Annotated in this window: 15 protein-coding genes; 13 read left to right on the plus strand and 2 right to left on the minus strand. The window is 37.9% G+C overall.

Annotated features, from left to right (window positions below; all coding sequences use genetic code 11):
• Position 1 precedes the first annotated feature (1 nt).
• The 12 genes from era to A2U94_RS02075 all read left to right on the plus strand — a co-directional run bounded on the left by era (position 2) and on the right by A2U94_RS02075 (position 11,456).
• Complete coding sequence (era, locus tag A2U94_RS02025) at positions 2-907, plus strand: GTPase Era (protein WP_025911630.1); 906 nt, start codon at positions 2-4, stop codon at positions 905-907.
• A 117-nt stretch (positions 908-1,024) separates the two neighbouring features.
• Complete coding sequence (locus A2U94_RS20385) at positions 1,025-1,168, plus strand: YqzL family protein (protein WP_064484023.1); 144 nt, start codon at positions 1,025-1,027, stop codon at positions 1,166-1,168.
• A gap of 25 nt (positions 1,169-1,193) precedes the next feature.
• On the plus strand, positions 1,194-1,961 hold the full coding sequence (gene recO, locus A2U94_RS02030; protein ID WP_025911629.1) for a DNA repair protein RecO: 768 nt from the start codon (positions 1,194-1,196) through the stop codon (positions 1,959-1,961).
• 253 nt (positions 1,962-2,214) lie between these two features.
• Complete coding sequence (ccpN, locus tag A2U94_RS02035; protein WP_090752854.1) at positions 2,215-2,853, plus strand: transcriptional regulator CcpN; 639 nt, start codon at positions 2,215-2,217, stop codon at positions 2,851-2,853.
• 36 nt (positions 2,854-2,889) lie between these two features.
• Positions 2,890-3,696: a pyruvate, water dikinase regulatory protein gene (locus tag A2U94_RS02040; RefSeq protein WP_025911626.1), complete on the plus strand. Its 807-nt coding sequence runs from the start codon at positions 2,890-2,892 to the stop codon at positions 3,694-3,696.
• Between the two features lie 282 nt (positions 3,697-3,978).
• Positions 3,979-4,464: a YaiI/YqxD family protein gene (locus tag A2U94_RS02045; protein ID WP_025911624.1), complete on the plus strand. Its 486-nt coding sequence runs from the start codon at positions 3,979-3,981 to the stop codon at positions 4,462-4,464.
• Between the two features lie 41 nt (positions 4,465-4,505).
• Positions 4,506-6,308 (plus strand): DNA primase, encoded by a 1,803-nt coding sequence (dnaG, locus tag A2U94_RS02050; RefSeq protein WP_025911622.1) that lies wholly within the window; start codon positions 4,506-4,508, stop codon positions 6,306-6,308.
• Between the two features lie 63 nt (positions 6,309-6,371).
• Positions 6,372-7,502 (plus strand): RNA polymerase sigma factor RpoD, encoded by a 1,131-nt coding sequence (gene rpoD / locus A2U94_RS02055; RefSeq protein ID WP_025911620.1) that lies wholly within the window; start codon positions 6,372-6,374, stop codon positions 7,500-7,502.
• 309 nt (positions 7,503-7,811) lie between these two features.
• Positions 7,812-8,951 carry an acyl-CoA dehydrogenase family protein gene (locus A2U94_RS02060; RefSeq protein WP_025911619.1) on the plus strand — a complete coding sequence of 380 codons (1,140 nt, stop codon included), beginning with the start codon at positions 7,812-7,814 and terminating at the stop codon, positions 8,949-8,951.
• A 170-nt stretch (positions 8,952-9,121) separates the two neighbouring features.
• The gene (cccA, locus tag A2U94_RS02065) at positions 9,122-9,481 is read left to right on the plus strand and encodes a cytochrome c550 (protein WP_025911618.1); all 360 of its coding nucleotides are present in this window, start codon (positions 9,122-9,124) and stop codon (positions 9,479-9,481) included.
• A gap of 149 nt (positions 9,482-9,630) precedes the next feature.
• Complete coding sequence (locus tag A2U94_RS02070) at positions 9,631-10,338, plus strand: tRNA (adenine(22)-N(1))-methyltransferase (RefSeq protein WP_025911616.1); 708 nt, start codon at positions 9,631-9,633, stop codon at positions 10,336-10,338.
• Entirely contained in the window at positions 10,335-11,456 is a 1,122-nt protein-coding gene (locus tag A2U94_RS02075; protein ID WP_025911615.1) for a Nif3-like dinuclear metal center hexameric protein, read from the plus strand. The genes A2U94_RS02070 and A2U94_RS02075 overlap by 4 nt, the downstream gene beginning before the upstream one ends.
• A gap of 27 nt (positions 11,457-11,483) precedes the next feature.
• On the opposite strand, the gene A2U94_RS02080 is transcribed toward A2U94_RS02075, so the two are convergent.
• A complete protein-coding gene (locus A2U94_RS02080; RefSeq protein WP_025911614.1) occupies positions 11,484-12,434 on the minus strand; it encodes a 4-hydroxy-3-methylbut-2-enyl diphosphate reductase in 951 nt (316 codons plus the stop codon).
• A gap of 184 nt (positions 12,435-12,618) precedes the next feature.
• Positions 12,619-13,269: a VrrA/YqfQ family protein gene (gene vrrA / locus A2U94_RS02085; RefSeq protein WP_025911613.1), complete on the minus strand. Its 651-nt coding sequence runs from the start codon at positions 13,267-13,269 to the stop codon at positions 12,619-12,621.
• A 183-nt stretch (positions 13,270-13,452) separates the two neighbouring features.
• Here vrrA and A2U94_RS02090 point away from each other — a divergent pair, with 183 nt between their 5' ends.
• Positions 13,453-14,772, plus strand: coding sequence for a DEAD/DEAH box helicase (locus tag A2U94_RS02090; RefSeq protein WP_025911611.1), 1,320 nt, complete (start codon positions 13,453-13,455; stop codon positions 14,770-14,772).
• Positions 14,773-14,777 lie beyond the last annotated feature (5 nt).

The raw sequence follows: 14,777 nt of genomic DNA on the forward strand, positions 1-14,777 counted from the left end.
CATGAGTAATCATACATTTAAATCAGGTTTTGTTTCAATTATTGGTAGACCTAATGTTGGGAAGTCTACCTTTTTAAATCGAGTAATTGGGCAGAAAATCGCCATTATGAGTGACAAGCCACAGACAACTCGTAATAAAATTCAAGGCGTTTATACAGAAGATGAGGCACAGATTGTGTTCATTGATACACCTGGGATTCATAAGCCTAAGCATAAGCTTGGGGACTTTATGATGAAAGTTGCGCAAAATACCTTAAAAGAAGTAGATCTTGTGCTGTTTATGGTAAACGCAGCTGAAGGGTTAGGTCGTGGTGATGAGTTTATCATTGAGCGTTTAAAAGAGACAAAGACACCCGTGTTTTTAGTCATTAACAAAATTGATGAAATTCACCCAGATGAGTTGTTTACAATTATCACAACGTATAAGGATCTATATCCTTTCGCTGAAATTATCCCAATTTCTGCTTTGCAAGGAAACAATGTAGAGCGTTTGTTAGAGCAAATTAAAAAAGTGCTTCCAGAAGGTCCGCAATACTATCCTGCTGATCAAGTAACGGACCATCCAGAGCGTTTTATCATTACAGAATTAATTCGTGAAAAGGTATTGCATTCAACGCGCGAAGAAATTCCTCACTCCATTGCAGTTGTCATGGACTCCATGCAAAAGCGAGATAACGGTGCTATATACGTCGGAGCAACAATTATTGTTGAACGCGATTCTCAAAAAGGCATCGTCATCGGAAAGCAAGGGAAAATGCTAAAAGAAGTAGGTAGAAAAGCGCGTGCTGATATTGAAGCTTTACTAGGTTCAAGAGTATTCTTAGAGCTTTGGGTGAAGGTGCAAAAAGATTGGCGCAACCGTTCATCACACTTAAGAGACTATGGTTTTAGAGAAGATGAATATTAAATTAACACATCACAAATTGTAAAAAATTGTGTTACATGATTTTAGCTAGGAAGGCTATTCTAAACGTAAGGAATTGAAATTGTATCTGAGCTATACGATTAGAAAGGTGGGAGTTCTATGTTGAATTTTACTTGGAACGTCTTTTCACAAACAGGTAGTATCGATACATACCTTCTTTTCAAAGAACTTGAAAAAGAGGTAATAGAAGGGCCTGAAGCACACGAAGATGATACTGATGGTCTCAATTCTCCAGTTTCGTAGCCTTCCCAACAGTAGGTGATAAAGTTTGTTTAAAAAATGTGAAGGTATTGTTATTCGAACGAATGACTATGGTGAATCAAATAAAATTGTAACCATCTATTCACGTGAATTGGGCAAGGTAGGCTTAATGGCCAGGGGCGCGAAGAAGCCGAGTAGCCGTTTAGCTTCTGTGACACAGTTATTTACGTATGGCTATTTCTTTATACAAGCAGGTTCAGGAATGGGAACTCTTCAGCAAGGTGAAGTGATTTCTTCTATGAGAAGCATACGCGAAGATATTTTTACAACCGCGTATGCTTCTTATATTCTTGAATTAACGGATAAGGGAACAGATAACAACAAGCCAAATCCGTTTCTGTTTGAGCTACTTTACCAAACGATTCATTATATGAATGAAGGATACGATACTGAAATTTTAATGTATATTTATGAAATGAAGATGTTGAATGTACTAGGTTTATATCCAATTCTTGATGAATGCGCGGTCTGTCATGCAAAAGAAGGAACTTTCCACTTTTCTGTACGCGAAGGGGGCTTTATTTGTCACCGTTGCCTAGAAAAAGATCCGTATCATTTTAAACTGACGCCCATGACCGTTAAATTACTGCGCTTATTTTATTATATGGATTTAAAAAGACTAGGCTCTATTTCAGTTAAGCCGGAAACGAAAAAACAATTGCACTTTATTATTGATCAATATTATGATGAGTATTCAGGCTTGTATTTAAAAACAAAGCGATTTTTAACTCAGATGGAATCTTTGAAAGCGGCACTGCCAACTAAAAGCGAATAAAGGTTACGTATGAGTTTTATAACATAACGTGAGGGTGCCTCAAAGGATAAAGTAATATTTGAGACGCCCTTTTTACTATTGATTTAAAAAAGCGAATAGTCATTAAAAAAGTTACAGGCATCTTTCATGTTTTTTTGGCCGTAACATGATAGAATAAAAAATCCTTTTAAAAATATATCTTTTCATCTTTTACTTTTGAATAAAAAGTATATAATGTTTCTATAAATAGTATGTCACATTTAACAGTTAGGTGGTGATTAAAATCGAACTAAATAAAAGACAAGAGCACATCTTACAGATTGTAAAAGATCAAGGTCCCATTACTGGAGAGCATATTGCAGATAAGCTAAACTTAACGCGTGCAACGCTGCGACCGGACTTAGCGATTTTAACAATGGCAGGTTATTTAGAAGCACGACCTCGTGTGGGTTATTTCTATACAGGAAAAACAGGGGCGCAGCTGCTAACGGATAAAATCAAAAAAATCCAAGTTCAGGACTATCAATCTATTCCTGTTGTAGTCAATGAGAATGTGTCCGTATACGATGCGATTTGTACGATGTTTCTAGAAGATGTAGGAACGTTGTTTGTTGTGGATGAACAGTCGTTATTAGTAGGAGTTCTATCTCGAAAAGACTTGCTGCGTGCCAGCATCGGGAAACAAGAGCTTACATCAATTCCTGTTCATATTATTATGACTAGGATGCCTAACATTACATATTGTCATCGTGAAGAGCTTCTCATTGATATTGCACAAGTGCTGATTGAGAAACAAATTGATGCCATTCCCGTGGTGAAAAAAGTAGACGCAGGACTTGAGGTAGTAGGAAGAGTGACCAAAACAAATATCACAAAATTACTAGTAGCACTGGCTCATGATGAAGTATTATAATCGAAGTGATTAAAATGATTAAGGGGATGTGCCAAAATGAACAACCCATGCTTATATGTAATTTCAGATTCGGTTGGGGAAACAGCAGAATTAGTTGTCAAAGCAGCTTCCAGTCAATTTAATATGACGGAGTTTATTATTAAACGAGTTCCTTATGTAGAAGATACTGCTACGTTAGCAGAAGTGGTATCTTTGGCTAAGTTGAATAATGGAATTATTGGATTTACGCTTGTGAAACCAGAAATGCGAAACTTTTTGCTGAACGAAGCGGCTAAAAAAGGCGTGGAAGTTTTTGATATTATTGGACCGCTTATTGATAAAATTCAATCATCCTATCAGCTATCGCCAAGATATGAACCAGGAACGGTTCGCAAGCTAGATGATGATTATTTCAAAAAAGTGGAAGCGATTGAATTTGCAGTTAAATATGATGATGGACGAGATCCAAGAGGCATTCTGCGAGCAGATATTGTGCTCATTGGAGTATCACGAACGTCTAAAACGCCGCTGTCTCAGTTTTTAGCTCATAAACGTTTAAAGGTGGCTAACGTTCCAATCGTACCGGAAGTAGATCCACCAGAAGAACTCTTTCACGTGTCGCCTAAAAAATGCATTGGCCTGATGATTAGTCCTGATAAATTGAATGATATTCGCAAAGAACGTTTAAAATCATTAGGACTAAATGACCAAGCTATTTACGCAAACATTGAAAGAATTAAAGAGGAGTTAGATTTCTTCCAAGGAATTGTTGATAAAATTGGATGTGAAGTAGTGGACGTCTCAAATCGAGCTGTAGAAGAGACTGCTGGAATTATTGCGAAAATCATTCAACAAAAGAAATAAAGCAGTTGTCAGTTGCACGAAGAAATGACGTGACAACACTGTGTTGCTTTATGAGCCATCATTCCTGAATGATGGCCCTTTGCGTAAAGGGCTACTCTTTAACTTTATGGTAGAAAATATTGCGTAGTTATATTATAATTAAAAATTGTGATAAAAAAGAATAGTTTTAGGTTTAGACTCTGTGAAGAACGAATAAACTATTTATATAAATGTCAAGGATTGAGTCTAAAAAGTATTCGACAAACGCAATCTACATGAAATTACAAATGGTAGAAGGAATCTGTGGAGGGATGTAGAATACAGAGTTATAGCAAAAGAAACTATACGATTTTTGTCGATGCTGATGCGTGTCCTGTAAAAAAAGAGATTGTAGAACTGGCACATACATACTGCGTTGAGGTTGTTTTTGTTGCTTCATATGCTCACATGCAAACAAACCCTTCAGCTGGTAAGTGGGTTTACGTAGATAGTGAGAAGGAAGCAGTAGACTTATACATTTTAAATCATGTTCAGCAAGGAGATGTCGCTGTAACACAGGATACAGGGTTAGCGAGCATGCTTCTTAGTCGACGTGTTTATGTATTGTCTCCACGTGGAAAAGTATATAGTGAGAACGATATGGATACGGTTCTTTTTTTTCGATATGTTTCAGCAAAGGAAAGAAAAGCAGGTCGCTATTCAAAAGGTCCTAAAGCTTTTAACGATGAAGACAGAGAAAAATTCAGCACAGCACTCGAAAAAATATTGTCGAAACGTGAAGGAATTTAGCTTTTGATGAAGAATTACTATAGAAATACGGAGCTGTTAACATGGCAAATCGAATTCCTGATGAAGTGATTGATCGTATTCGGCGTTCAGTAGATATTGTCGATGTCATAAGCGACTATGTGCAGCTAACGAAACAGGGCCGAAACTATTTTGGGCTGTGTCCGTTTCATGGGGAAAATACACCATCGTTTTCCGTATCGCCAGATAAGCAAATTTATCATTGCTTTGGCTGTGGAGCTGGAGGAAACGCATTTTCATTTGTTATGGATTTAGAGGGGCTTTCATTTACCGAAGCTGCTCAACACCTTGCTGATAAAGGAAACATTCCATTTGAATATGAAGTGCAACAGCCGAGCTCTGAGGGTTCAAAGTCAGAAAATGCCCTTGTTGATGCACATGAGCTTTTAAAGAAATTTTATCATCATTTATTGGTAAATACAAAAGAAGGCCAGGAAGCCTATGACTATTTAATCAACCGTGGTTTCACAAGAGAAATTATAGACGAGTTTGAAATTGGATATGCGCTAGATTCCTGGGATTTCGTTACTAAGTTTTTAACAAAGCGTGGATTTAAGCCAGATGAAATGGAAGCTGCAGGTCTTATTATTAAACGAAATCAAGAAGAAAGCTATTTCGATCGGTTTCGAGATCGAGTTATGTTTCCTATTGCAGACTTACAAGGAAGAACCATTGCTTTTTCAGGTCGCCTATTAAAAGAGATAAAAGGGCAGCCTAAGTATCTAAATAGTCCCGAAACTTCAATCTTTAATAAAAGTCGTACACTCTACAATTTTCACCGTGCAAAAAAACACATCAGAAAAAATCAACAAGTCATTTTATTTGAAGGATTCGCAGACGTTATTTCATCGGTTACTGCTGAGTGTCAACAGTCAATTGCAACGATGGGTACTGCGCTTACAGAAGAGCAGGCAAAAATTATTCGCCGAAACGTTGAATCCGTTATTGTATGCTATGATGCAGACTCGGCAGGTATTGAAGCTGCGTATAAAGCTGTGAATATTTTAACAGATGCAGGCTGCTCAGTAAAAGTCGCCACGATGCCGGATGGATATGACCCTGACGATTATATAAAAGAGTTTGGAGCAGCAAAATTTCGAAACGAAGTCATTGAAAACAGCTTGACGCTTATGGCGTTTAAAATGCGATACTTGCGACGTGGTAAGAACTTGCAGATTGAAGCTGATCGCATGAAGTACATTGATGAAGTGTTAAAAGCAGTTAGTCAATTAACAAAAGCGGTCGAAAAAGACTATTACCTCAGGCAACTGTCTCAAGAGTTTTCAATTTCATTAGATGCTTTAAAGGAACAGCAACAACAAGTTCGCCATGAAGTGAAAAAGGATAATGATTCTTGGAATAGAAATACTATATCAAGACATCCTGTCACCAAAAAAAAACTTCTTCCTGCACATGAAAATGCAGAGAGGCATTTAATTGCATATATGCTAAAAGACAGGGATATAGCGTTTCGGATTCAAGATCTGCTTCAAGCACAGTTTAATATAGAAGAACATAGGGCTCTTGTGACATACTTGTATGGTTACTACGAAGAAGGGTATAGTCCTAACCCAAGCAACTTTATCGAACGTATTCCTGATTCAAATCTGACAGGTTTAGCTTCGGAACTAGCGATGATGTCAATTAACGAAGAATTGTCGGAGCAAGCGTTGCATGATTACATTCAACAAGTGTTGAATTATGAAAAGAAGTCCATAATAAAAGAAAAAGAGCAGCAAAGGCAAGAAGCGGAGCGTCAAAAGGATTATGTAAAGGCTGCGACGATTGCAATGGAAATTTTGGAATTAAAAAAGGCGTTAAAATAAAACGTGTTTATTAGTCCCACTTTTAAAAAAGGTGTCCTCAAAATTTTGGAAGGAGGGGATTTGATGGCTGAAAAATCAGCACATTCAAAGCAACTTGATTCAGATTTAACAATAGAGCAAGTCAAAGAACAATTGACTGAAATTGGTAAAAAACGTGGTGTTCTCACATATGAAGAAATTGCTGAGCGCATGGCAAATTTTGAAATTGAGTCCGACCAAATGGATGAATACTATGAATTCCTTGGTGAACAAGGTGTTGAAGTGATGAGTGAAGCAGAAGCAAATGAAGATGCGGATCCAGATATTCAACAATTGTCTAAGGAAGAAGAGTTTGATTTGAATGATCTTAGCGTGCCACCAGGAGTAAAAATCAATGACCCTGTTCGTATGTATTTGAAAGAAATTGGTCGTGTAGATCTTCTATCTGCTGAAGAAGAAATTAACTTGGCAAAACGTATTGAAGAAGGCGATGAAGAAGCTAAGCGCCGTTTAGCAGAAGCAAACTTACGTCTAGTTGTAAGTATTGCTAAGAGATATGTAGGACGCGGCATGCTTTTCTTAGATTTAATTCAAGAAGGAAATATGGGCCTAATTAAAGCAGTTGAAAAGTTTGATTACCGTAAAGGTTACAAATTTAGTACGTATGCAACATGGTGGATTCGTCAAGCCATCACACGTGCGATTGCAGACCAAGCAAGAACAATTCGTATTCCTGTACACATGGTAGAAACAATTAACAAGTTAATTCGTGTTCAACGTCAATTACTGCAAGACTTAGGTCGTGAGCCATCTCCAGAAGAAATTGCAGAGGATATGGATTTAATGCCAGAAAAAGTACGTGAAATCTTAAAAATTGCGCAAGAGCCTGTTTCACTTGAAACGCCTATTGGTGAAGAAGATGATTCTCATTTAGGTGACTTCATTGAAGATCAAGATGCAACATCGCCTTCTGAGCACGCTGCTTATGAACTATTAAAAGAGCAATTAGAAGACGTCTTAGATACGTTAACAGATCGTGAAGAAAATGTGCTGCGTCTTCGTTTTGGCTTAGATGATGGTCGTACACGTACACTTGAAGAAGTTGGAAAAGTGTTTGGCGTAACACGTGAACGTATTCGTCAAATTGAAGCAAAAGCGCTACGTAAGTTAAGACATCCAAGCCGCAGCAAGCGCTTAAAGGATTTCTTAGAATAGAATTTGTGATGAATTAATAGTTTACTTCTATATAGGAGTAAACTATTTTTTTGCTTCTTTTTTTTACCAATCACTACCCTTTGAATATATTTTACTGAAATGAGTTTTGTTTTGCAAATGCTCTTTTAAAAAAAATCCACTAATTTATCCAGTCACGCCCTTAAATGCAATCGCTGTCATTTTTTAAAAGAAACTTTCGTTTATTATATCATGAAATAGATTCTCTTATTTTAAAAGTTGAGAAAATTTACAAAAATGACTTATAATTAATTATTGTAAGCGTATACATTTTGTTTGGGGGGATTTGAGATGAATTTTGAATTAACGGCAGAACAGAAAATGATTCAAAAAACACTTCGAGAGTTTTCTGAAGCTGAGGTTGCACCAGGAGCATTGGAACGAGACAAGACGAAAGAATTTCCGTTAGATGTGTTTAAAAAGTTATCTGATTTAGGCGTTATGGGACTTCCTTTCCCAGAAGAGTATGGTGGGGGCGGTGCTGATACGGTCAGCTTTGCAATTGTAGTAGAAGAGCTAAGCAGAGCGTGTGGCTCAACGGGAATTACATATTCTGCTCATGTATCGTTAGGGGGTGCGCCTATTCACCTATTTGGAACACCGGAGCAAAAAGAAAAATACTTAGTTCCAATCTGCACAGGAGAATCGTTTGGAGCATTTGGGTTAACTGAGCCTAATGCGGGAAGTGATGCTGGAGGAACTGAAACAAGTGCAGAGTTAGAAAATGGTGAATATACGATTAACGGTAGTAAATGCTACATTACCAATGCAAGCTATGCAAAATTTTTAGCTTTGACAGCTGTAACGGCAAGACATGAAGGAAAAAAAGAGATTTCTGCGTTAATTGTGCCGACTGATGCAGCTGGTTTCTCAGTCATCGATAATTATGAAAAGATGGGACTTCATGCTTCAAATACAACGGAACTAATTCTAGAAGACGTAAAAGTGCCAGAAGAAAATCTACTTGGCAAAAAAGGAGAGGGATTTAAGCAATTCTTAAAAACGCTCGACGGAGGACGAATTGGAATTGGAGCAATGGGAGTTGGAATTGCTCAAGCGGCTTATGAAAAAGCTCTTGCTTATGCACAAGAAAGAAAGCAGTTTGGAAAAACACTTTCGTCTTTTCAAGCAATCCAATTTAAACTAGCAGATATGGCCATGAAAGTGGAACTGGCAAGAACAATGGTTTATAAGGCAGCATGGCTGAAAGATCAAGGCAAACCTTTTACTAAGGAAGCAGCCATGTGTAAACTATATGCCTCTGAAATATGTATGGAAGTAGCGAGCCAAGCGATTCAAATCCACGGTGGATATGGTTATATGAAAGAGTATCAGGTTGAGCGCTTTTTACGTGATGCCAAGCTGTTGGAGATTGGCGAAGGGACATCTGAAATTCAGCGTTCCGTTATTGCTAGGCAAATTGGGTGCTAATTAACTACTTGAAAAGTGTAAACGCTTCGAAAAATAGTAGATTTTATGGATAGGTTAGATAATTCTGTAAATAAAACCCTTTCACTTGTCCTCGTTTTACAGTAAAATAAAGATGCTTATACTATTTTTGCTATTTCACGGGATGGGAATACATAAAGGGGGTATAGTTAATGAATCGAAATCCACTGATACCATTTTTGCTTATTGCACTTATTGGAATTGGATTAATGGTAACCTTCTCATTTAATGGTCTCAACAACGCAGAAGAAATAGCCGCTGAAAAAGAAGGTGGAGGCGAAGAAGATCAAGCCTCAGCAAAGCCTGAAGATCTCTATCAACAAAACTGTATTGGATGTCACGGCGATCAGTATCAAGGAGGCGTAGGGCCAGCTTTAAAAGGAGTGGGCGACAAGCTTTCTGAAGAAGAAATTGCTGATATCCTAGTGAACGGAAAGGGATCAATGCCACCAGGGTTAATATCTGCTGAAAAAGCTCCTGAGATGGCGAAATGGGTTTCAGAAATTAAATAAATAGGATTTTTATGGTAGCCTCTTACAAACGAAGAGGCTTTTTTTTATGGGATATAGGAAATAATAGAAGCGGAGTCACAGTATGATTCGCAACAGTGTTTGTGATAAAATAAGGAACAGTAATTACATAAAGAATAGGTGACAAGACAATGAATGAGCTAAAATTATCCAAGCGACTAGAAGAAGTCGCAAAATCAATTCCAAAAGGAGCTATGCTTGCTGATATTGGATCAGATCATGCTTATCTACCTTGCTATGCATATTTACAAGGGTATATAAAAGGAGCAATTGCAGGTGAAATTACAGAAGGTCCTTTTCAATCAGCTGTTAAGCAGGTAGAAAAAACAAACTTAACAGACGTTATTGAAGTAAGAAAAGGAGATGGGTTATCTGTTATTAAACCGGGTGAAGTAGACTGCATTACAATTGCAGGAATGGGTGGAACTTTAATTCAAACCATTTTAGAAGACGGGAAAGAAAAGCTACAGGGCGTTACAAGACTTGTGCTTCAGCCTAATATTGGGGCTCATCATATCAGACAGTGGTTAATTGAACATAAATGGTCTTTAATTGACGAAAAAATCATGGAAGATGACGGTCGAATCTATGAAATTCTTGTTGCTGAACAAGGAGAGCCGTTAGAGTCTTATGATGAAAAAGTTGAAGCGGGAATTTTAGTAGGTCCAATCTTAGCAAAAGAGAAAAACGATGCTTTTAAAAAGAAATGGAATCATGAGCTAGCTCATACAAAAAAGATCGTCGAGCAAATGGAGAAATCAGCTACAACAAAAGAAGGGCAAGAAAAAAAGAAAAAGCTAGAAAATGAAATTCGAATCATTGAGGAGGTTTTATCATGAATAAAGTACCAAACGGTTATCAAGTTATTGAACTGTTTGAGTCTTTTTCCCCGAAGCACTTAGCTATGGAAGGGGATAAAATTGGTTTGCAAATCGGGACATTAAACAAGCCGGTTCATAAAGTGATGATTACCTTAGATGTATTAGAAACGGTTGTTGATGAAGCGATTGAAAAACATGTTGATCTCATTATCGCTCATCATCCTCCTATCTTTCGACCATTACAACAAATTCAAACGGACCAACCCGCTGGCCGTATTGTTGAAAAGTGCATTAAACATGATATTGCGGTATACGCTGCTCATACGAACTTAGATATTACTGAGGGTGGGGTTAACGATTTGTTAGCTGATGCATTAGGTTTGCAAAATACCGAAGTGCTTGTTCCAACGGGTGCTGAAGAACTAAATAAACTTGTAGTCTATGTGCCAAAAACTCACTATGAAGCCGTTCACCAAGCTATCTCAGAAGCCGGTGCAGGTGAGATAGGGCTATATAGTGGCTGTGCTTTCTTTACAGAAGGGATTGGAACCTTCACTCCATCTGAGCAGGCAAACCCTTATATCGGCTCACAGGGTACTGCAGAACGCGTGAACGAAGTGAAAATTGAAACGATCTTTCCAGCAAAGCTTCAAAAAAAAGTTGTACAAGCTGTGCTGCGTGCTCACCCATATGAAGAAGTAGCGTATGACATTTATAAGCTTAAGCAAAAAGGAAAAGAGTACGGTCTTGGGAAGATTGGAAAGCTTCCTCGTGAGATGACTTTAAAAGAATTTGCTCATCATGTAAAAGAAGCGTTAGATGTAGAAGGGCTAAGAGTTGTTGGTGACTTACATGATACGGTGAAAAAGGTAGCCGTATTAGGTGGAGATGGTAACAAATACATCTCTAATGCAAAGTTTAAAGGTGCGGACGTTTACGTTACAGGAGACTTATATTTTCACGTAGCTCATGACGCGATGATGATGGGATTGAACGTTATCGATCCTGGTCATCATGTGGAAAAGGTAATGCGTCAAGGGGTTGAAAAGAAAATGCAAGAGCTATGTAAAGACAAAAAGTTTGAGTGCACGATCTTTTCTTCTCAAGTTGATACAAATCCATTTACGTTTCTATAAAAAAGATGCTCATCAGAGCATCTTTTTTTAGGATGATTTTTTTGTACGTACTTTTGGTAAGATTTTTGATAAAGGAACAGCTTTTTCGCGCGCCCAAGTCGTTTCATCAGCAGGGTCAAACTGCTCTAGATACTTAATGACTTCTTTTGTAATTGGCGTAGGAGTTGATGCACCAGCCGTTACAGCAACAGAAGTAGCATCTTTAAGCCAATCCACTTCAAGCTCAGAAATATCGCTAATACGATAAGCTTTTGTTCCAGCAATCTCTTCAGAAACCTGCGCTAGGCGGTTAGAGTTATTACTTTTTGGATCACCGACAACAATTGTCACGTCGGCTTCTCCGGCTTGTTCCGCTACCGCTTCTTGACGTACTTGTGTTGCTAGGCAAATTTCTTTATGAACTTCAGCATGAGGGTACTTCTCCTGAACTTTTTCAATCACATCGGCTACGTCCCATTGGCTCATTGTTGTTTGATTAGTCACAATGATTTTATCTCTTGTAATCGCAAGGGATTCCACATCTTCTTCTTTTTCAATTAGATGAACGATGTGAGGTGCAATTCCAACTGCACCTTCTGGCTCAGGATGGCCTTTTTTGCCGATATAGACAACCTCATAGCCTTCTTTTTCTTTTGCAAGAATAAGGTCATGGGTTTTTGTTACGTCTGGACACGTTGCGTCAATGGTAACAAGTCCTTTTTCCTTTGCGCGTTCTTTTACTTCTGGTGATACACCATGAGCTGTAAAAATGACCGTACCTTCATTAATTTTATCTAAAATCTCTAAACGGTTTGCACCGTCTAGGGTAATGATTCCATCTTCTTCAAACGCGTCTGTTACGTGCTTGTTATGCACAATCATGCCTAATATATAAATTGGGCGTGGAAGTGATGTATCCAAAGCTGCGTTGCGTGCAATAACCATTGCATCAACAACTCCATAGCAATAGCCGCGTGGAGCAATCTTTATAACCTTCATTAGTATCCTCCTCATCATAAGGTGACGAGTATTTGTAAACTCCTTTCTATTATATAAAAGCATGAAGAATAATACAAAGAATATATTGGTGCTGTAATGGTTCATCTCAATAACTGGAATTAGCCCTTAGTTTCGATGCAAGTATGTATAAAAGGTAGATGTTAACCTCTCTACCTTTTTTATCTTAAATGTAAAGCTTTGGTGTTGATTGGCGTACCTTTTTAACAGATTTAATTTCTTGATTATCAAAATCAAACTCGTCACTTTCTGATTTTTTTTCTTTTTCGTCCTCTTTTAAACCATCAACCTGCTTACTTACTTCATTTTCTTTTTCTTCGCTATCGTTATTTGCGTCATTCTCTTCTCCTTCATCTGTATCCGCCGTTCGTAATAGCTGATACATTTTTAGGAGAGATGGAGCGTTTTTAACGAGTGGTCCGTATTGTTGTACCATTGGCCCCATGGTTTCAGCTACTTTAATAACCTTTTGAATATTGGTCATCATAGAGCTAAGCGTAGCAGGGTTCGTTAAGTTCTGCAAGTTACTTAATAATGAAGCAGACGATGCTGGTGTAGCTGCACTTTGAACCGTATTAAATAGAGAAGTAGGTGGAATCATCCTTTGAGCTCCAGCAGCTCCAGAACCTCCAATGGCTTCAGGACCTCTGGCACCAGAACGACCTCTTCCAAATATACGAGCTAGTAAATTCCCTGGACCACGAGACGTTCCTTGAGGGTTGATTCCCTGTGTATTCGGGAAGAATGTTTGTTGAGTATTAGTAGGTCCAAAAGGACTCTGCATACGAGGGGGAAAGGATGGTCTTCTTGGAATCAAAGAGCGCACCTCCTTTAGGTTAGTAAACTTCTTCTTTATCCTATGCATTTGTACCGAAAATGTTTGCAAAACCCAACATAAGTTTTTAGAATCGAAATGATCAGTAGTCAGCGAGAGCAAAATGGATTATAATCATATATTGTGTTTAAAATTGAACGTGACAGTAAAAAAAGGAGATTTAATATGGAAAAAACTAACTTTGAACGTTTTGAGCTACAGCCATTTTTAATAGAAGCAATCAAGCAATTAGGGTTTTATAACCCAACGGAAATTCAAGAACGCTTAATTCCATCAGTTTTAAAGGGAGACAGCGTTATTGGTCAGTCGCAAACTGGAACAGGTAAAACACATGCATATTTACTTCCTCTTTTAGAAAAAGTAAATCCAGCAAAACAAGAAGTACAGGTTGTTATTGCGGCACCAACACGTGAGTTAGCTTCACAAATTTATAAAGAAGTACTAAAGATTACGAAGTACTGTGAAGAAGGCAAAGAAATTACGGCAAAATGTTTTATTGGTGGAACAGACAAGCAGCGTACGATTGAAAAGCTAAAAAAACAGCCGCAAATTGTCGTTGGAACACCTTCACGTTTATTTGACTTAGTGAATGAAAAAGCGTTATTTGTTCATACAACTGCAGCAATCGTTGTGGATGAAGCAGATTTAATGCTTGATATGGGCTTTTTAGAAGATGTAGATCGCTTAGCGAGTAGCATGCCTGAAAAGCTTCAAATGCTTGTATTCTCAGCTACAATTCCAGAGAAATTAAAGCCATTCTTGAAAAAATATATGGATAACCCTAAGTATTCTCACGTATCACCAAACCAAGTAGCAGCAGCTAAGCTAGAGCATGTATTAGTACCACTTCGTCACCGTAACAAGTTTAAACTTTTACATGATATGCTTTTGTCGTATAACCCATATTTAGCTATTGTGTTTACCAACACGAAGAAGATGGCTGATGAAGTAGCGGATGATTTAATGGCAAAAGGTCTTCGCGTAGGTCGTATTCACGGGGATTTAACGCCGCGTGATCGTAAGAAAATGATGAAACAAATCTCAAATTTAGAGTTTCAATACGTTGTTGCAACAGATTTAGCAGCTCGCGGTATTGATATTGAAGGAATTAGCCACGTAATTAACTTTGAGCTTCCTTCAGACCTGGATTTTTATATTCATCGCGTAGGACGTACAGCACGTGCTGGATATTCAGGAATTGCTGCTACAATGTATGATGTAGAAGATGAAGATGCAGTGATTCGACTTGAGAAAATGGGAATTGAGTTTGTGAACAAAGACTTAAAAAACGGTGAGTGGATTTCAATTGATGACCGCAACCGTCGTAAAAAACGTCAAAAGAAAACGGATGACGTTGATAAAGAAGCAAGTCGCTTAATTCAAAAGCCGAAGAAAGTAAAACCTGGTTATAAGAAAAAACGTGCTCGAGAAATTCAAAAATTTGTTCAGAAGAAAAAAAGAAGCGAGCGCCGGAATAATCGCTAAAACAG

The organism is Bacillus sp. VT 712 (assembly GCF_001614195.1).
In the GTDB taxonomy this organism is placed as follows: domain Bacteria; phylum Bacillota; class Bacilli; order Bacillales; family Bacillaceae_H; genus Priestia; species Priestia flexa.